The sequence below is a fragment of the Thermasporomyces composti genome (genome assembly GCF_003386795.1).
GTDB lineage: Bacteria > Actinomycetota > Actinomycetes > Propionibacteriales > Actinopolymorphaceae > Thermasporomyces > Thermasporomyces composti.
The window spans coordinates 1,110,534-1,128,195 of sequence record NZ_QTUC01000001.1; the positions used below are offsets into that span (position 1 = coordinate 1,110,534).

17 protein-coding genes are annotated in these 17,662 nt (G+C 69.9%); 9 read left to right on the forward strand and 8 right to left on the reverse strand.

Annotated elements, in window-relative coordinates; genetic code table 11:
- Positions 1-204 precede the first annotated feature (204 nt).
- Complete coding sequence (locus tag DFJ64_RS04835) at positions 205-2,409, reverse strand: endo-beta-N-acetylglucosaminidase (RefSeq protein ID WP_115849359.1); 2,205 nt, start codon at positions 2,407-2,409, stop codon at positions 205-207.
- A 182-nt stretch (positions 2,410-2,591) separates the two neighbouring features.
- On the opposite strand from DFJ64_RS04835, the gene xseA reads away from it, so the two are divergent.
- Genes xseA through glpX form a run of 3 tightly spaced genes read left to right on the forward strand, consistent with a single transcriptional unit; the run spans position 2,592 to position 5,300 of the window.
- Positions 2,592-3,830, forward strand: coding sequence for an exodeoxyribonuclease VII large subunit (gene xseA / locus DFJ64_RS04840; protein WP_115849360.1), 1,239 nt, complete (start codon positions 2,592-2,594; stop codon positions 3,828-3,830).
- A gap of 23 nt (positions 3,831-3,853) precedes the next feature.
- The gene (locus DFJ64_RS04845; protein ID WP_115851829.1) at positions 3,854-4,111 is read left to right on the forward strand and encodes an exodeoxyribonuclease VII small subunit; all 258 of its coding nucleotides are present in this window, start codon (positions 3,854-3,856) and stop codon (positions 4,109-4,111) included.
- Positions 4,104-5,300 carry a class II fructose-bisphosphatase gene (gene glpX / locus DFJ64_RS04850; RefSeq protein WP_281268486.1) on the forward strand — a complete coding sequence of 399 codons (1,197 nt, stop codon included), beginning with the start codon at positions 4,104-4,106 and terminating at the stop codon, positions 5,298-5,300. Before DFJ64_RS04845 ends, glpX begins: the two co-directional genes overlap by 8 nt.
- Positions 5,301-5,341: 41 nt before the next feature.
- On the opposite strand, the gene DFJ64_RS04855 is transcribed toward glpX, so the two are convergent.
- A complete protein-coding gene (locus DFJ64_RS04855; protein WP_115849361.1) occupies positions 5,342-5,947 on the reverse strand; it encodes a DUF1707 SHOCT-like domain-containing protein in 606 nt (201 codons plus the stop codon).
- Between the two features lie 184 nt (positions 5,948-6,131).
- Between DFJ64_RS04855 and DFJ64_RS19625 the strand changes: the two genes are divergently transcribed.
- From DFJ64_RS19625 to DFJ64_RS04875, 4 genes are all read left to right on the forward strand, one after another.
- Positions 6,132-6,284: a hypothetical protein gene (locus DFJ64_RS19625; protein ID WP_211310496.1), complete on the forward strand. Its 153-nt coding sequence runs from the start codon at positions 6,132-6,134 to the stop codon at positions 6,282-6,284.
- Positions 6,285-6,410: 126 nt separating this feature from the next.
- A complete protein-coding gene (locus tag DFJ64_RS04865) occupies positions 6,411-6,962 on the forward strand; it encodes an ABC transporter ATP-binding protein (protein WP_115849362.1) in 552 nt (183 codons plus the stop codon).
- Positions 6,950-7,138 (forward strand): hypothetical protein, encoded by a 189-nt coding sequence (locus DFJ64_RS04870; RefSeq protein ID WP_147304600.1) that lies wholly within the window; start codon positions 6,950-6,952, stop codon positions 7,136-7,138. The genes DFJ64_RS04865 and DFJ64_RS04870 overlap by 13 nt, the downstream gene beginning before the upstream one ends.
- Before the next feature lie 202 nt (positions 7,139-7,340).
- A complete protein-coding gene (locus tag DFJ64_RS04875) occupies positions 7,341-8,525 on the forward strand; it encodes a citrate synthase/methylcitrate synthase (RefSeq protein WP_115849364.1) in 1,185 nt (394 codons plus the stop codon).
- 47 nt (positions 8,526-8,572) lie between these two features.
- On the opposite strand, the gene DFJ64_RS04880 is transcribed toward DFJ64_RS04875, so the two are convergent.
- Complete coding sequence (locus tag DFJ64_RS04880; RefSeq protein WP_211310497.1) at positions 8,573-9,775, reverse strand: citrate synthase; 1,203 nt, start codon at positions 9,773-9,775, stop codon at positions 8,573-8,575.
- A 51-nt stretch (positions 9,776-9,826) separates the two neighbouring features.
- Here DFJ64_RS04880 and DFJ64_RS04885 point away from each other — a divergent pair, with 51 nt between their 5' ends.
- Positions 9,827-11,221, forward strand: coding sequence for a class II fumarate hydratase (locus DFJ64_RS04885; RefSeq protein WP_115849365.1), 1,395 nt, complete (start codon positions 9,827-9,829; stop codon positions 11,219-11,221).
- Between the two features lie 175 nt (positions 11,222-11,396).
- A complete protein-coding gene (locus DFJ64_RS04890) occupies positions 11,397-12,164 on the forward strand; it encodes a ribonuclease FAU-1 family protein (protein ID WP_115849366.1) in 768 nt (255 codons plus the stop codon).
- An 82-nt stretch (positions 12,165-12,246) separates the two neighbouring features.
- On the opposite strand, the gene DFJ64_RS04895 is transcribed toward DFJ64_RS04890, so the two are convergent.
- From DFJ64_RS04895 to DFJ64_RS19630, 5 genes are all read right to left on the reverse strand, one after another.
- On the reverse strand, positions 12,247-13,422 hold the full coding sequence (locus tag DFJ64_RS04895; RefSeq protein WP_115849367.1) for an ABC transporter ATP-binding protein: 1,176 nt from the start codon (positions 13,420-13,422) through the stop codon (positions 12,247-12,249).
- A 6-nt stretch (positions 13,423-13,428) separates the two neighbouring features.
- A complete protein-coding gene (locus tag DFJ64_RS04900) occupies positions 13,429-14,244 on the reverse strand; it encodes a carbohydrate ABC transporter permease (protein ID WP_115849368.1) in 816 nt (271 codons plus the stop codon).
- The gene (locus DFJ64_RS04905; protein WP_115849369.1) at positions 14,241-15,170 is read right to left on the reverse strand and encodes a carbohydrate ABC transporter permease; all 930 of its coding nucleotides are present in this window, start codon (positions 15,168-15,170) and stop codon (positions 14,241-14,243) included. The genes DFJ64_RS04900 and DFJ64_RS04905 overlap by 4 nt, the downstream gene beginning before the upstream one ends.
- Positions 15,171-15,185: 15 nt before the next feature.
- On the reverse strand, positions 15,186-16,508 hold the full coding sequence (locus DFJ64_RS04910) for an extracellular solute-binding protein (protein WP_211310498.1): 1,323 nt from the start codon (positions 16,506-16,508) through the stop codon (positions 15,186-15,188).
- Between the two features lie 392 nt (positions 16,509-16,900).
- A complete protein-coding gene (locus DFJ64_RS19630; protein ID WP_211310499.1) occupies positions 16,901-17,626 on the reverse strand; it encodes an aggregation-promoting factor C-terminal-like domain-containing protein in 726 nt (241 codons plus the stop codon).
- Positions 17,627-17,662: the final 36 nt, after the last annotated feature.

Below are 17,662 nucleotides of genomic sequence, written 5' to 3' on the forward strand. Positions count from 1 at the left end.
CCGCACCACAAGGGCACGGTCGCGGAGCACGCTAACGCACACCCAGGCGGGCTCGCGCCCGATGGGTACGACCGCTGCCACAAGGGTGCGATCTTGACATCGTCGGTGCACGGACCGTCACGACCCGGTCGACCGGCGACCCGAGCAGGCGCAGCAGGTCGGGAGCGCGCTTCGGAGGCGACCCGCTTTGGAAGCAACGCGTGCTCACCGCCACGAGAACCGCGCCCGCGCCGGTCGGCTTGGCACGCCCGAGGGCGAGACCGCGACCAGCTCGAGGGTGGTGTCGACCTCACCGGGTCGCCGTTCGATCCCCGGGACGACGTACACCTCGTCGAAGACCCGGCCCAGCCATTCCCGGGCACCCCCTGGGAGCCGGCGGAAGATGTCGTAGTACCACACGTTCTCGGAGGCGAGCTGCCAGGCGAGGAACACCGTCGCGACGTCGTCGACGACGTGGGCCTGCTCGACGACGAACCCGCGAGGTGGCCGAGGCGGTCGGCCGACCGCGTCGGATCGGCGGGTGAGGCGCAGCTCACCGACGCGCAGGGCGTAGTCCTCGACGGCCACGGGGGACTGGAACCCGAGGCTGATCGCGGCGATGGTGCGCCCGGCGTAGCGGGCGAGCGGCACGCTGACCCGGCGCCATCCGGCCGAAGCGCTGTCGGGTAGGTCGAGCCAGGTCACCTGGTCCGGCTGATCCGCGAACGTGAGGCCGAGCCGAAGGCGCGCCGCGTGTCCAGTGCCAGGTGGCTCGGTGTCGCTTGCCGTCTCGCCCGCCTGCTCCACATCCGCTGGGTTCCCCGTCAGCACGGTGAGGGCGGCTTCGGCGTCCGCATGCACCGGAAGCCAGGTCTTGAACAACCGGAGCTCCACCGGCTCGCCGGCGGCGAGAGAGCCGGCGACCAGCAGCGAGGTTCCTCCGTCGTAGGCGACCTCGTAGTCGTAGTCGACGCTCAGGTTGGTCGCCGGGCCGCCGTCGTCGGCTGACCGTACCCACCACTGCCAGGTCGGCAGGATGTCTTGGATCCCGATGTTGAACCAGGGGCGCCGCCCCACGAGCGTCCCTTCGATGAAGAAGCGCAGCCCCGTGCCGGCGTTGAACCTGGTGACGAACGGATAGGAGCCGATGACGGACTTCTCCACGATCGTGTGCGCGACGCCGTCCCAGCGCTCGGGGTTGTGCTTGTCCTCGCCGGTCGGTGGAAGTGAGCGACCCGTGCGGGACGGGTCCTGCTTCGGGCCGGACCACCACTGCCGCTCCAGGACATACACCGGCCGCTGCGCCTCCACGGTGGACCGGTCCTCCCCGGGCGCGATCCGCCACGGGAACTCGGTCCCGAGAAAGGCCCAGCTCGTCCGCGGCTCCCCGGCCTCGGGGAAGATCCAGCGCGGGTCGTAGGGCTGGGAGAAGTTGTTGAGCCCCGCCTCCGTCCCGGCGAAGACCACCTCGTAGGGGTCGAGCCCCAATGCCACCGCGTAGTCGTGTGAGCGCTGCAGCCGCTCTTCCGACCACCAGTAGTTGAGGAAGATGCTGGAGCACACCCGCGTGCCGTCGGCGACCACCCACGGGGCGTTGACCTCGTTGAACTCGTTCTGGTAACGGACCCGGCCGTCCGTGGTGAGCGCGTCGTACCACTGGATGTGAAAACCCTCGGGCGCGATCCGGGCCATGAAGCCGAGCATCTCGTGGAGCGCCTCGGCCTGCTCCGGCGTGACCTGCCCCTCTTGGTTGATGAAGTAGCCGTCGAAGCCGAAGTAGACCGCCATCTCGACCAGCTTCTCGGCGACCGGGAACGACCCGTCGGGTCGACGCTCCACGAACTCGGCGAAGTCCTCCGGCCGTGGCCAGAACCAGCAGCCGAGGCTCTTCACCCCGTTGCGGTGGGCCGCGTCGGTCCACGCGGGGTTCGGCAGGTTGACCGTCCCGAAGCGCGGCTCGTCCTTGCCGGCGTCGCCGTAGACAGGGAGGCCGTGCCAGGAGCCCATCATGTCGAGGTACTGCCAGAAGCGGAGCGCGTACGCCTCGAAGGTGTAGCCGTACCGGTGCGCCAGCACGAAGTTCTCGGCCTCCATGTAGTCGTTGGCCAGGGTCATCAAGCGCGGGCGGTCGTCCAGGTCGGGGTTCGCTTGGGTCGGCCGGAAGGAGGGGATGCGACGGGCGAGTGGGACGCGCGAGCGGAAGTACTTCGCATAGGGATCGGTCTCCGGGCTCCACGCCTTGATCGCCGGGGCGTCGTAGCCGTGCATGAAGGGAATGCCGACCGGTGGCCGCTCCGCCGCCCACGCGGCCCGCGCCCCGACGCCCTGCTCCCTCGCGCCGGGCTGAGCGAGGTCCGCCGCGACCGCACCCACGACGCCGCCTGCCACCGCGAGGAACGCGCGACGGTCGATGGCACCACCTGTCGTCATCCAACAACCCCCTCACCAGTTCGAAGGCCGAGCTTCCGCCGAGCGAGCCGGCAGCGACGACTCGCGCAGTGGCGGCTCGAACGGATCACACACCGCACCGACCGAACCGGTCAACGCCGGTGCCGATATCGGGTCGGCCATCCCGTCCCGGCACCCACGCGCACCTGACCTAGGCTGCGACCATGCCGTTGCAGACGTCGCCGGACAAGCCAGCTCCGGTACGCCAGATCGCCAACCTGCTCGGTCAGTGGATCGGACGGCTCGGGGCGGTCTGGGTCGAAGGTCAGGTCGCCCAGCTCACCCGCCGGCCGGGGACGTCGACGGTCTTCCTCACCCTGCGTGACCCGGTGGCCGACATCTCCCTCCAGGTGACGTGCCCACGCACGGTGTTCGACGTCATCGACCCGCCGGTCCTCGAAGGCGCGCGGGTCGTCGTCCACGCCCGCCCCACCTACTACGTCCCACGGGGCACGCTCGCGATGGCCGCGACCGACATTCGACCGATCGGTCTCGGCGAGCTGCTCGCGCGGCTCGAGCGTCTCAAGCGGCTGCTCGCCGCCGAGGGGCTGTTCGCGCCGGAACGCAAGCGTCCCTTGCCCTTTCTGCCGACGAAGGTGGGGTTGATCTGCGGAAGAGGCTCGGCGGCCGAGCGCGACGTGCTGGAGAACAGCCGGCGCCGATGGCCGGCCGTGCGCTTCCGGGTCGAGAACGTCGCCGTCCAAGGACCGAACGCCGTGCCGCAGATTCTCGAGGCGTTGCGCCGGCTCGACGCCGATGCCGACGTCGACGTGATCGTGATCGCGCGGGGCGGCGGTTCGGTCGAGGACTTGCTGCCCTTCTCCGACGAGGGACTGCTGCGCGCGGTCGCCGCGTGTCGGACGCCGGTCGTCAGCGCCATCGGGCACGAGCAGGACATGCCACTGCTCGACCTGGTCGCGGACGTGCGCGCATCCACACCCACCGACGCCGCTCGCCGCATCGTGCCCGACGTGGTCGAGGAGTTCGCCCGCATCCGGGAGCTGCGCGCCCGGGCCTGGCGCCTGCTGACGACCTGGCTCGACCGCGAGACGCTGGTGTTGCAGGGTCTGCGTGCCCGGCCGGTCCTCAGCGCGCCGGAACGTGAGATCGACCGACGGAGGGAGGAGGTCGTCGCCCTCACCGAAAGGTCCCGGCGATGCCTGGCACAGATCCTGGATCGGGCGCAAGACAACCTTGACCATCAGCTGGCGCGAGTCCGTGCCCTCTCCCCCAAAGCCACCCTCGACCGGGGGTACGCGGTGTTGACCAAGGTGGACGGCAGCGTGGTCCGTGACCCCGCTGAGGTGACGCCCGGTGAGCGACTCGACGCGCGAGTCGCGGGCGGGCGCTTTTCCGTCGAGGTTCGCCCCGACGACGTAGGCGTCACGTCTGCGCGAAGCTGAGACACGCCGATAGGGTGCGGACTGTGACCGATGCCGAGGCCATGTCCTACGAGCAGGCGCGCGACGAGCTCATCGAGGTCGTGCGTCGGTTGGAGACGGGCGGGACGACACTGGAGGAGTCGCTTCGCCTGTGGGAGCGTGGCGAGGAGCTCGCCAGGATCTGTCAAGCCTGGCTGGACGGCGCGCGAGCCCGGCTCGAGGCCGCGCGAAGCGCCACAGGCACGGAGGACGAGGTCGAAGACCTCGACGAGGAGGAAACGCAGGGGGGCCACCATGTCTGACCCGTATCCCGCTTACGACGCCATGTCCGGCTCGTTCGCCCCGACCGACCCGTCCGCCTCCGCGCCGACCGCGGCGGGTCCGTCCGCACACGGGCCGGAGACGACGGCGCCGCCGTCGACAGGGGCGGGGCCGGCTGCGGCGGGGACGGGTGCGACGGCGCCCGAGGCGGCGATCCCGCCGCAGCTGCGCACCGGCGACGGCGTTCCCGACCGCAACCTCGCGCTGGAGCTGGTCCGCGTCACCGAGGCCGCGGCGATGGCGGCCGGCCGGTGGGTCGGACGAGGGGACAAGAACGGCGCCGACCAAGCCGCGGTCAACGCCATGCGCACGCTCATCGCCTCCGTGAGCATGCGGGGCGTCGTGGTGATCGGTGAGGGCGAGAAGGACCAAGCGCCGATGCTCTACAACGGCGAGGAGGTCGGCTCCGGTGAGGGCGCCGAGTGCGACGTCGCCGTCGACCCGATCGACGGCACGACGCTGGCCGCCAAGGGCATGAGCAACGCGATCTCGGTCCTGGCCGTCGCTCCCCGAGGGGCCATGTTCGACCCCTCGGCGGTCTTCTACATGGAGAAGCTGGCCACGGGGCCGGAGGCGGCTGACGTCATCGACATCACCGCGCCGGTCGGGGAGAACATTCGCCGGGTCGCCCGGGCCAAGCGGATGTCGCCCAGCGACGTCACCGTCGTCATCCTCGATCGACCTCGCCACGAGCAGTACGTCCGGGAGATCCGTGACACCGGGGCTCGGATCAAGTTCATCACCGACGGCGACGTGGCCGGCGCCATCATGGCCGCGCGCCCGGAGACCGGCATCGACCTGCTGGTGGGGATTGGTGGGACGCCGGAGGGCATCATCGCCGCCTGCGCCATGAAGTGCATGGGTGGCATGATCCAGGGCCGGCTGTGGCCGCGGGACGACGCCGAGCGCCAGAAGGCGATCGACGCGGGTCACGACCTGGACCGCGTGCTCACCACCGACGACCTCGTCCGGGGCGATGACGTGTTCTTCGTGGCCACCGGCATCACCGACGGCGAGCTGCTTCGCGGCGTCCATTACCGCGGGAACGGGGCGACGACGCACTCGCTGGTGATGCGGTCGCGGAGTGGCACGGTCCGGTCGATCTTCTCCGAGCACGCGTTGAGCAAGCTCCGGGCGTACGCGTCGATCGACTTCGAGCGCGCCAGCTGAGCCGTGGCCGCTCGGTCCGTCCGGCGGACCCAAGCGGCGACTCAGCGAAACCAGCGTCGCCGCTTGGGTCCGCGCGCGACGACTTCACCGAGCACGACGGTGCCGCGAACCCGAATCCGCGGGGTGCCGGGTTCGGGGAAGGCGCGAGACTTGTTCTTGGCCTCGCTCATGAACGTCGTCACACCGTCGATGTCACACGCGATGTCGTCCGGCACGACGAGCGTGACCTGGGCGAGGCCCACCTGCAGGTCGAGTGTCACATCCATGGGGAGCGCCGCCTCCGTGAAGTCGAGCGTGACGCTGCCGAGGACGGCGCGGACCCGCAGGCGTGGCGGCACGAGCCAGCGTCCCTTGATCTTCCGGTCGCTCAGGACGGCGGTGATCTCGTCCTGACCGATCCGTACGAGCCCGACCTCGCGGTCGGGTCCGGCGGCGTTGGGAAGATCGGCGGTGAGCAGCGCTAGCTCGGCGTACGTCTTCGCCGAGAAGGCGCGTTCCAGCCGCTCCTCGAGCTCGGTGAGGTCGAGCCGGCCTTCGGCCGCCGCCTGGCGCAAGACGGCGGCGGTCTGCTCCCGATCGGCGTCACTCGCGCGAAGGTTGCCGGCACCTTCGGCCGGCCACCGTTCTCCGCCGCCTATGGACATCATCGCGCTGCTGCTCCTGTCGTCGTGCGGGTCTCGCCCTCCCCGCGCCTCGAAGCCGCCGGTCGCTCCCCTGCGTCCGAGCGCAGTACCGAGGCTAGCCCACCTCGATCAGGGCGGTCGCTGACGCCGACGCTCGTCCACGCAAGCGGTACGCGATCACCGACGCGGGCGTGAGCGACGTCGAGGAGTGGCTGCGCACGTCGGAGAACCCCGAGCCGTACCTGAGAGCGTCCTCTACACCAAGTACACCAAGGTCGTGCTCGCCCTGCTGTCCGGCCGGAGCGCCATCGACGTGCTGGACATCCAACGCGCCGCCCACCTGCGGGTCATGCGCGAGTGACCCAGCGCAAGGCCAGCGGCGACCTCGTCGACCAGCTGATCTGCGCCTGTTCCACCTCGAGGCCGACCTGCGGTGGCTGGAGCTCACCGCCGCCCGTCTCGACCAGCTCGCCAAGGAAGTCACGGCATGACCAGCACGTCGCTCGACGAGCCCGCCGCAGGCGGCCCGCCGCTCCTCGAAGGCGTCGGCCTGCGCAAGACCTTCGGACAGACACCCGCGCTCCACGATGCCGCTCTCCAGGTACGCGAGAGCGAGATCGTCGCGGTGATGGGGCCCTCGGGCTCCGGCAAGTCCACCTTGCTGCACTGCCTCGCCGGCATCCTGCTGCCCGACGAGGGCCGAGTGACCTACGCGGGGAGAGATCTCAGGTCACTGTCGGACAAGGAGCGCAGCGCGCTTCGCCGCACCGACTTCGGCTTCGTCTTCCAGTTCGGCCAGCTCGTCCCGGAGCTCACCTGCCTCGAGAACGTCGCGCTCCCGCTGCGCCTGGGCGGCATGCGTCGCCGGCAGGCCGAACGCGTGGCGGCCGGATGGCTGGACCGACTGGAGGTGTCCGACGTCGCGAACAAGCGACCCGGTGAGGTGTCGGGAGGCCAGGGGCAGCGCGTGGCCGTCGCGAGGGCACTCGTCACGAACCCACGCGTGATCTGGCGTTCGCGCTCGTGGTGGCCGGGCTGACCGGTCTCGGCATCGGCGGCGCGCTGCTCTGGCTCGTCGAGTACCCGGTCGCGTTCGACTGGCCCTGGACCCTCACGCTCTGCGGGGCCGCAGCCGTGGCCGTCCTGGCCGTCACCGCCCTCACCCTTCCCGCTCTCTGGCGCACGACCGAGGCCGACGGACTGCGGACCGAGTAGCACAAGGAGGCTGCCGCCTGAGGAACGCGCGCAGGCGTCCTGCCCTGGCCGATGACGAGGGCGGCCAGGGCAGGCGTCGTGATCTCCGTCACTCGCGCCTACGAGGATGAGCGCAAGAACCGCGATATGTTGATGCAATCAACATTGACAACCTCTCGCCTTGACGACGACAGTCCTCTCGTCCACGGGAGGAGAGGACTGCATGTCGCCCACCGCAGCGAACGAGCGCCCAGATCTCATCACCGTTCCACCGGGCCTGGCCGGCGTCGCCGTCACCGACACCGCCCTCGGCGACGTCCGAGGGCGAGAGGGCTTCTACCACTACCGCCAGTACTCCGCCGTCGAGCTGGCTGAGCGACGCACGGTCGAGGACGTGTGGCACCTGCTCTTCGAGGGTGAGCTGCCGGATTCCCAGCAGCGGGACGCCTTCCTCGCCACCGTCGCGCCGCTGCGTCACCTCCAGGAGGACGTGCGAGCCGTCCTGCCGGCGATCGCGCGGGCGAGCGCCACACCCCTCGAGGGCTTGCGAACCGCGCTGTCCTTGGTCGGGTCAGGCATGCGCCCGTGGTGGGACCTCGACGAGACGGCCCGGCGCCGGGACGCGCTCCTCATCTGCGCGCAGGTGCCCACCCTGCTCAGCGCACTGCACCGGCTGGCACACGGCCAGGAGCCGGTCGAGCCTCGTGACGACCTACCGTTCGCCGCGAATTACCTGTACATGCTCAGCGGTTCCGAGCCGGAACCGCGCCACGTACGTGCGGTCCAGCGCTACCTCGTCTGCACCATCGACCACGGCTTCAACGCCTCGACCTTCACCGCGCGGGTGATCGCGTCCACCGGCGCGGACATCGCGGCCTGCGTCATCGGCGCGATCGGCGCGCTGTCCGGCCCGTTGCACGGCGGCGCCCCGAGCCGCGCGTTGGAGGCGTTGGACGCCATCGGTACGCCGGACCGGGTCGAGGCGTGGGTACGGGAGCGCCTCGCGGCCGGCGACCGGATCATGGGCTTCGGCCACGCCGTCTACCGCACGGAGGACCCGCGTTCCCGGCTGCTGCGCACCACCGCCCAGGAACTCGGCGGTGAGCGGGTCGAGCTCGCTGTCGAGGTCGAGCGTCGGGTCGTCGAGCTGCTCGCCGAGCTCAAACCCGGTCGCGAGCTGCGCACGAACGTGGAGTACTACGCGGGGGTGGTGATGGAGCAGTGCGGCATCCCGCGCCCGATGTTCACGCCCACGTTCACGTCGAGCCGGGTGATCGGCTGGTGCGCCCACGCGCTGGAGCAGGCGCGCGAACGCAAGATCATCCGGCCCGCCGCGCGGTACGTCGGGCCTCCTCCCCCGCAACCGGTGCCGCCGCTTGAGGAGACCGGCGCGGCGACCGACGTCTGACCAGCGGTCCTCCAACCCGCGCGACGCTCGTGACCGGCCGTCCCCAGTCAGGTCTCGGGTCGCGGCCCGACGTAGAGGGCCCGTGGCCGGAAGCGCATCCGGTGCGGGTACTCCTCCAGGGCGTGGGCGATGTGCCCGGCGATCCGCCCGAGCAGGAAGATCACCTCGCCGGCACCTTCCGTCAAACCGAGCTTGACAGTCAGGGAGGCGAGCGCGAGGTCGATGTTCGGTGCCGGTCCGCCGTGGCGACCGACCACGCTCACCAGCTCCTCGACGATCGCGTCGACCGGCCCAGGCCCGCCGGCGGCTCGGACCACGTCGAGCAGGACGTCGGCGCGCGGGTCGCGGTCGGTGTAGACCGCGTGCCCGAAACCCGGCACTCGCTCGGCGCGTCGGAGTCGCTCACCCACGAGACGAGCGACGTCGGCGGGATCGTGGGCCTCGCGCAGCAGCGCCTCCACCGCGGCCGACTGGGCGCCGTGCAGCGCGCCGCCGCCCACACTGAGCCCGGTGAGGACGACGAGGTACGGGTCCGCCCACACCGACGCCGCCACCCGAGCCGCCAATGTCGAAGCGGCGAGCTCGTGGTCAGCGAGCAGCACGAGCGCAGCGTCGAGCGCTCGGACCTCGCCACGTTCGGGAACCCGGTCCGCCAGCCGTGACCACAGCCGCTCCGCGATCGTCGGACCGGGCGCCTGGTTGCGCGCGGGAAGACAGTCGACGATGCCCGCGACGAGCGACCGAGCCGTCGCGGCGACGGCGGCGGGTCGGCGATCGTCCCGTACGGGATCGGTGGCGGCCAGCGCCGCGACGATGACCCGGATCCGATCGATGGTGCGCGCCTCCGCCGGGAGCGCCTCCTGCGCCCGCCGCCCTACCTCCACCGCGGACGGTGCCGCCTCCCAGGGACCGTTCGCCGGCGCCGCCCACAGCAGCTCCGCCACCTCCTCGAAGTGGCGGGTCCGGGCCAGCTCGGTGACGTCCTCGCCGCGGTAGTACAAGGCCCCGGCGGGGTCGAGCAGGGTGAGCTCGGTGTCGACGACGACCTCCAGGGCGCCGGCCCGGCCACCCTGACGGTGGCGCCGAGCCAGACGTTCCACCTCGATCCGGTCGAATCGCGACGACCGCCGGTCCGCGCCACGATGGCGGGTGAGCATGCCCCGGCTCACGTAGGCGTAGATGGTCTCGGGCTTCACCCCGAGCAGCTGCGCGGCCTGCCGCGTGGTCAACCAGCGTGGCGACTCACTCACACAGGCAACCTCATCACACGGTCGCGCCTGGCCTGGTCATAGAGTCGGGCCATGGTCGACGAGCAGAACTTCCGGATCGAACGCGACACGATGGGCGAGGTGCGGGTACCCGCCCACGCGAAGTGGCGAGCGCAGACCCAGCGGGCCGTCGAGAACTTCCCGATCTCGGGCCACACCCTCGAGAGCACGCACATTCGAGCGCTGGCCCTCATCAAGGCCGCAGCGGCGAAGGTCAACGCCGAGCTGGGTGTGCTCGACCCCGACGTGGCCAAGGCCATCCAGCAGGCCGCCGCCCAAGTCGCCGCCGGTGCGCACGACGACCACTTCCCGATCGACGTCTTCCAGACCGGCTCGGGCACCTCGAGCAACATGAACGCCAACGAGGTGATCGCCACGCTGGCCAGCGAGGCGCTGGGACGGCCGGTTCACCCCAACGACCACGTCAACGCCTCCCAGTCGAGCAACGACGTCTTCCCGTCGTCCATCCACATCGCCGCGACGGACGCCGTCGTGAACCTCCTCATCCCCGCCCTCGAGCACCTCGCGGAGGAGCTCGAGCGGAAGGCGGAGGAGTTCGCCGACGTGGTGAAGTCGGGACGCACCCACCTCATGGACGCCACGCCCGTCACGCTCGGGCAGGAGTTCGGCGGCTACGCCGCGCAGGTGCGCTACGGGATCGAGCGACTCCAGTCCACCCTGCCCCGCGTGGCGGAACTGCCGCTCGGTGGTACGGCCGTCGGCACCGGCATCAACACCCCGCCCGGGTTCGCCGCGAGAGTCATCGCCGAGCTCGCCGAGGTGACCAAGCTGCCGCTCACCGAGGCCCGCAACCACTTCGAGGCGCAGGGCTCGCGTGACGCGCTCGTCGAGCTCTCCGGCCAGCTGCGCACCATCGCCGTCGGCCTCTACAAGGCCGCCAACGACATCCGGTGGATGGGGTCCGGCCCGCGCACCGGTCTCGCCGAGATCAACATCCCCGATCTCCAGCCGGGCTCGAGCATCATGCCGGGCAAGGTCAACCCGGTGATCAGCGAGGCGGTCCGACAGGTCGTCGCCCAGGTCGTGGGCAACGACGCGGCGGTGGCCTTCGCCGGGTCGCAGGGCGACTTCGAGCTGAACGTCATGCTGCCGGTGATGGCGCGCAACCTGCTGGAGTCGATCCGGCTGCTGACCAACGCGAGCCGGCTCTTCGCCGACCGTCTGGTCCGCGGCATCACCGCCAACGTCGAGCGGTGCCGCGAGTACGCGGAGTCCTCCCCCGCCATCGTCACCCCGCTCAACCGCTACATCGGCTACGAGAACGCCGCCAAGGTCGCCAAGCAAGCGCTGGCGGAGCGGAAGACCATCAAGCAGGTCGTCCTGGAGCAGGGCTACGTGGAGCGCGGCGAGATCACCGAGGAGCAGCTCGACAAGGCACTCGACGTCATCTCCATGACGCATCCGTAGCGACACGCCCTCGCCAAGAAGGACGCGCCCGTCGGCTGGGACGGGCGCGGGAGCCGCGACGCTTGGGGCTCGGGGCGACGGTTGGCTCGTCCCGAGCCCGACCGCACGACCGGTTCCGTCCTTCGATCACCGGGCGATCCTCGCGAGCCGGCCCCTAGGTTAAGGTGGCTGGTCGATGATCGCGCCGACCTCTGGTATTCCTGCCCCAGAGCTGCCCGCGGGAGTGCGTCCGTCTGGAAGCCCGCCGTACTGGAAGCCAGGCGAGCAGATCTGGTGGCGTTACCTGCGGCCGCTGAGCCGTCGTCCGGACGCCTCAGCCGCCGCGCCGATCGCGAGTACACCGACGGACTCGTCTCGACTCGGCAGCGCCATCAGCTCGGTCCGGCCGATGACGGTGGTGCGCGACGACGCCGAGGGGCTGGTCGCCTGGTTGGCGCCGCAGACCCCGGTGTTGCGATCCGTGCTCGCGGATGGCAGCGACCTGCGGTCGATCCCGGTGAGCCCGGAGCGGTTCAGCGCCCCACGCGCGGTCAAGCGGGACGTCTGGCACGGAGGCGGCATCCTCAAGATCGCGCCGACGGGCGTGCCCTGGTCGGCCTGGGTGTTCTGGGACGACGACGGGTCCCACCGCAACTGGTACATCAACCTCGAGCAGGTCCACCTGCGGGACGACAAGAACGTCTACACGCGGGACCACGTCCTCGACCTCGTGGTGACTCCCGACCGGCAGGTGATCTGGAAGGACGAGGACGAGCTCGCCGCCGCGCTCGAGGCCGGCACGTTCACGCCCGAGGACGCCGAGCGGTTCGAAGCCGACGCCCGGGCGGTGGAGAAGCTGGTCGCGCGGTGGGCGTCACCCTTCTGCGACGGCTGGGAGAGCTGGCGTCCCGATCCTTCCTGGCCGATCCCCGACCTGCCCCCTGGCTGCACCGCCGACTACTAGGCACCGCCGATGACCAGGCACCGCCGAGCCACCGACGGCGCTGGGCGACCGATGCGACCCGGCGCGGCCGGGCGCTGCCACACTAGCTCACCGCGGCGGACGAGAGCGCCAGGTTCGCTCCGGTCCGTGGGTCGAACAGGTGCATGCGCCTGACGTCGACCCAGAAGCGCGCCCGCTGGCCCTCCTGGATCCGGCTCGCCGGATCCAGCGAGATGATCAACTGCGGATGCGCCGCCTCCATGTCGAGCTCCTGGGCGAGCGCCTCCACCTGCGCCCGAATCTCCGGCGGAGACTCGTAGGGCACGTAGGCGAACTGCTCGTTCCCCAGCCACTCGGTCACGTCGACCGTCGCCTCGAAGGTCTGCCCGAGCTCGAGCTTGCCGGCCTCGACGTACTCCGCGTCCTCGAAGTGGCCCGGTCGAAGGCCCGCGATGAGCAGGCGGCCTTCGACCTCGTCGGGGTCGACGCCTTGAGGCACCGGCACGGTGCAGAACGGGAGCTCGACCTGGCCGCCGCTGACCCGAGCGGGCAGGAGGTTCATCGGAGGCGCACCGATGAACCCAGCGACGAAGAGATTGACCGGGTTCTCATACAGCTCCCGGGGTGTGGCGCACTGCTGCAAGGTTCCCTTGCGCAGGACGGCCACGCGGTCGCCCAACGTCATGGCTTCGGTCTGGTCGTGGGTGACGTAGACCGTCGTGGTGCCGAGCCGCCGCTGCAGCCGAGAGATCTCGGTACGCATCTGCCCACGCAGCTTCGCGTCGAGGTTCGACAGCGGCTCGTCGAACAGGAACGCCTGCGCGTCACGGACGATCGCCCGCCCCATCGCCACCCGCTGCCGCTGGCCGCCGGAGAGCTGACTCGGCTTACGTCGCAGCAGCTCCTTCAGCTCCAGCATCTCCGCCACGTGCTCGACGCGCTCGGTGACCTCGTGGTCCGGTCTCTTCGCCAACCGTAGCGGGAACGCGATGTTCTCGAACACGGTGAGGTGCGGGTAGAGCGCGTAGTTCTGGAACACCATCGCGAGGTTGCGCTCACGCGGCGCCATCTCGTTGACGCGCACTCCACCAATGCGGATCTCGCCTTCGGTGATGTCCTCCAGTCCCACGATCATCCGAAGCAAGGTTGACTTGCCGCAGCCCGAGGGACCCACCAGGATCATGAACTCGCCGTCGGCGATGTCGAGGCTCACGTTGTTGACGGCGGGTTCACCGTCGCCGTAGCGCTTGACGACGTTGATCAACTCGATGGCTGCCATGGCGCATCAACCCTTCACTGCGCCGGAGGTCAGGCCGGCGACGATCTTGCGCTGGAACAGGAGGACGAGCACGATCACCGGGATGGTGACGACGACCGCGGCCGCGGCGATCGCAGCCGTGGGCTGTTCGAAGAAGGACTCACCCGCGAAGAACGCGAGCGCAGCGGGCACAGTGCGGGCCCGATCGGACGCGGTGAGCGAGATACCGAAGACGAAGTCGTTCCACGCGAAGAAGAACGTGAGGATCGCGGCGGTGAACACGCCGGGCGCCGCGAGGGGCACGATCACCTTCCGGAACGCCTGCCAAGGCGTCGCGCCATCGACTTGCGCGGCCTGCTCCATCTCCCACGGGATCTCGCGGAAGAACGCCGACAGGGTCCAGATCGACAGCGGCAAGGTGAACGACAGGTACGGGATGATGAGCCCGAGCCACGTGTCGTACAGCCCGAGGCTACGCCACATGTCGAACAGCGGCGGGACGAGCGAGATCGTCGGGAACATCGCGATCGCCAACGCCATCGACAACACCAGCCGCTTGCCGCGGAAGCGCAACCGGGCGATCGCGTAGGCCGCCAACGTGGCGAGGACCACCGACACCACCGTGGAGATGAGCGAGATGCCGATGGAGTTGCGCAAGGCGCTCACGAACAGGTCGGTGTCGAAGACCGTGCGGTAGTTGTCCAGCGTCCACGTCGCGGGGAAGAACTGACGGTCGCGGACGTCGGCCTTGAGCGACAGGGAGAGGATCCACACGACGGGGAAGAGCGTGTAGAGGACGATCAGCGCCCCCGCGACGCCCCACAGGACCTTGCGCCACCTCATCCGCGATCACCTCTCACCTGGGACAGGTCGGTCCGGAAGATCTTGATGAAGACGAAGGCGATCAGCACCACCGTCAGGAACAGCAGCACCGACACAGCCGATCCCAGGCCGACCGCGGTCCGCGCGATCATCTGCCGGTACGCGAGGAACGAGACCGTCTCGGTACCCTGCGCGCCGTTCGTCATGATGAAGATGTTGTCGAAGATGCGGTAGGCATCGAGGGTGCGGAACAACACCGCCACCATGATGGCGGCCTTCATGTTGGGGATCGTCACCTTCCACAACCGCTGCCACCACGTCGCGCCGTCGACCTTCGCGGCCTCTTGCAGCTCCTCAGGCACTTGAGCGAGACCGGCGAGCAGCAGCAAGGACATGAAGGGCGTGGTCTTCCAGATCTCCGACAACGAGATCGCGACGATGGAGGACCAGAACTGCCCGAAGAAGTCGAAGTTGGAGAGATTGAACCAGGGGTTGACGAATCCGGAGTCAGGCGCGAGGGCGAACCGCCACGCGAACGCCGATACCACGGTGATGATGCCGTACGGCACCAGGATCGAGGTCCGGACGATCGCCCGTCCGACCACGATGCGGTGCATCACCATGGCGAACGCGAAGCCGATGACCAGCTCCACCGCGACGGTGATGACCGTGATCAGGACGGTGACGCCGACGTCGCGCCACCACAGGCTGTCGGTGAGGATCACCTGGTAGTTGTGGAACCAGACGAACCGCCGCGACTCCGGGTCGGTGATGCGGTAGCTCTGCAGGGAGAGCCACACCGCGCGCAGCATCGGGTACGCGGTGACCGCGAGCATGACGAGGAACGCCGGCGCGCACAGGTACCAGCCGAGGCGCTGCTCAGCGCGGGACCGATCCGAGGCCTTCGTCTGGACGGTCGGTTCCACCGTGGACTGCACGGCTGCCATGGCTCGTCCCTTCCGCTAGCTCAGCTGCTCGTCGTGGAGGACGGCCACGATCAGCTCGGCCGCCCGGCCCGGGGTCTGCTCGGTCAGCGAGGCAGGTGGGTGCCACGTGCGCTGGATCGCCGCGGTGATGTCGGGGTAGTACGGCGTGACAGGTCGGGGCGCCGCCTCGTCCACCGACTCCCGCAAGAGGTCCGCCATCGGGAAGGCCTCTTGCACCTCGGGGTCGTCATAGACCGACTCCCTCGTGGCCAGCAGGCCCTCCGCGAGCATGTAGGTTCGCTGGCTCTCCGCCGAGGTGATGCACGCCACCGCGTCGACGGCCAGCTCCGGGTACTTGCTGAAGGCACCGATAGCGAGGTCGATACCGCCGAGCGGTGGCGCGCTGGGGCGCCCCTCCTCCACGGCGGGCCACCGAGCCCAGCCGAAGTCGTCAACGACCGCCTGCTGCCGGGCCAGCTCGCGCTCGGCCGCGGCACGCTCCCTGGTCGACCGCGCGTTCTCCACCTGAGCGCGGAGCTCGTCCAGCTTGGTGGTCTCGGCTGTGTAGACGAACGGCCAGTTCACCATGAAGCCGCCGTTCTCGGCCAGGAAACCGCTCTGCGTGGAACCCTCGTCGGCGTTGCTGATGTCAGCGGAGGCGGCTCGGGAGCGCGCGAGCGTGCGGATGATCTCGGCGGCGCGGCGTCCAGCCGCGGAGTCGATCGCTGGAGTGACGTCTCGACCGGCCTCGGGATCCCGCAACAGGGAACCTCCAGCGGAAGCCACGAGCGAGTTGATCAGGACCGTGTAGCCCTCGTAGCGCCTCGCCTGCACCTGGACGGTGGTTCCCGTCTTCTCCGCCGCTCGGATGACCTCGTCCCAGGTCACCTGTGTGCGCGGTCCGATGTCGAGGCCGGCCTCTCGGGCCACCGATCGCTTGTACCAGAGCAGCTGCGTGTTCGTGTTGAACGGGACCGCGTACAGCTCTCCCTGCCACAGCGCCGTCTCGAGCGGCCCTTCGAGCATGTCACGGGTGAGCCGCGACCGCTCGGCCTGGCTGAACGGACGGAGGAAGCCCGCGTTGGCGAACTCCGCGACGTACGGCACATCCAAACTCATCAGGTCGATGCCGGAGTCGCCGGCGGCGAGCCGACGAACCAGCTGCTCCCGCTGGGATGTCGACTCGCGGGGCAACAACGCCGTCCGGATCCGGTAGCGACCGTCAGCGGCCGCGGTACAGGTCTGCGCAAGCTCTTGTTGCGTTCCGGCGTCGGGGTTGATGTACCAGGTGAGGACGGGAACGGTGGACTCCTGGCCACATCCGGCCAATGCCGCGCCGGCGACCAGTGCCGCCGCCACGGCCAGTGCTCGACATCGCCTCCCCGCTCGTCGCCGATTGGTGGGGTCACCACCCTTGGTACCGGCGGCTCTCGGCTTCTGACGTGCGCGGTCGGCTGTGTCAGCCACGACGCCTCCCCGTCGACTCGTCCGTAGGCCTGCGGCCGTTACGGTCCGCCACCCATCTTGCCGATCTCGTGGCGACACAGCAAAGTCAACCACGCTCAGTCCGCAGGTGACAGCGAGAAGTGACGCGCGTCGGGAGACGTCCTCGCCAGAAGAGCTCCGAACCAGGCGGGAAGGAGCGGCCACGAGCGGAGGGAGACCGGCGAGCCGGACGCGCCGACTCGGCGTCGGTCACCCGACGGACGCTACGCGAGTATGACCACGGGCGTCGGGCGACGCCCACGTGCCTAGTACCAGCCGTTGCGCTTCCAGAACTCCCAGGCGCCACAGGGGGTCGAGTAGCGCGAGGCGATGTAGTCCAGGCCCCACCGGATCTGGGTCCGCGGATTGGTCCGCCAGTCCGAGCCGTGGCTCGCCATCTTGCTGCCCGGCAACGCTTGCGGGATGCCGTACGCGCCGGAACGGGGGTTCGTGGCGTCCACTCGCCACCCGCTCTCCCGCGTCCAGATCGCGTCCAGACACGTGAACTGCACGGAGTCCCAGCCGCGCTGGCGCACCAGCTCGGCCGCGATCTGCTTGGCGGAGCCGGCGGGGAAACGCTCCATGTACCGCGCGGCGCGCTCCTGGGCACGCCGGCGCTCGGCCGCCGTCCGGTCGTGGACGACCGTCCCCGTCGCCGGAGTCGGGTCACTCGTGACCGTGGGGGTCGGAGTCGGGGTGACCGTGTGTGTGGTGAACCGAGGGGTCGCCGAAGGGGTCGCGCTCTGCTTCGGTCGTGCCTTCTTCGTGGGGAAAGCGCCGGGGACGCTCAAGTCCGACAGCACCAGGGTGTTCTTGGAGTCGGCGTACGCGCCCGACACCAGGATTCCGCCACCGACGGCGCCGGTGACGCCGATGGACGCCGCCGTCACCGCGGCGACGGTGGGGTTCAGCCGCGCCGACTTGCGTGCCGGAGGAGCGAGCTGAACTCCCAGGTCGCCGCCCGCGACAGGTGGAACGTTCAGGGGCGGCACGCCCGCCGACGGCTCACTCGCACCCGCCGTGAGCGC

Excerpts from the sequence above, each read along its gene's own strand:
- DFJ64_RS04875 (WP_115849364.1), top strand. The coding sequence starts at position 7,341 with ATGTCGCCCACCGCAGCGAACGAGCGCCCAGATCTCATCACCGTTCCA.
- DFJ64_RS04900 (WP_115849368.1), bottom strand. The coding sequence starts at position 14,244 with ATGAGGTGGCGCAAGGTCCTGTGGGGCGTCGCGGGGGCGCTGATCGTC.
- DFJ64_RS04865 (WP_115849362.1), top strand. The coding sequence starts at position 6,411 with ATGACCAGCACGTCGCTCGACGAGCCCGCCGCAGGCGGCCCGCCGCTC.
- DFJ64_RS04895 (WP_115849367.1), bottom strand. The coding sequence starts at position 13,422 with ATGGCAGCCATCGAGTTGATCAACGTCGTCAAGCGCTACGGCGACGGT.
- DFJ64_RS04890 (WP_115849366.1), top strand. The coding sequence starts at position 11,397 with ATGATCGCGCCGACCTCTGGTATTCCTGCCCCAGAGCTGCCCGCGGGA.
- DFJ64_RS04905 (WP_115849369.1), bottom strand. The coding sequence starts at position 15,170 with ATGGCAGCCGTGCAGTCCACGGTGGAACCGACCGTCCAGACGAAGGCC.
- DFJ64_RS04835 (WP_115849359.1), bottom strand. The coding sequence starts at position 2,409 with ATGACGACAGGTGGTGCCATCGACCGTCGCGCGTTCCTCGCGGTGGCA.
- DFJ64_RS04855 (WP_115849361.1), bottom strand. The coding sequence starts at position 5,947 with ATGATGTCCATAGGCGGCGGAGAACGGTGGCCGGCCGAAGGTGCCGGC.
- glpX (WP_281268486.1), top strand. The coding sequence starts at position 4,104 with ATGTCTGACCCGTATCCCGCTTACGACGCCATGTCCGGCTCGTTCGCC.
- DFJ64_RS04885 (WP_115849365.1), top strand. The coding sequence starts at position 9,827 with ATGGTCGACGAGCAGAACTTCCGGATCGAACGCGACACGATGGGCGAG.
- xseA (WP_115849360.1), top strand. The coding sequence starts at position 2,592 with ATGCCGTTGCAGACGTCGCCGGACAAGCCAGCTCCGGTACGCCAGATC.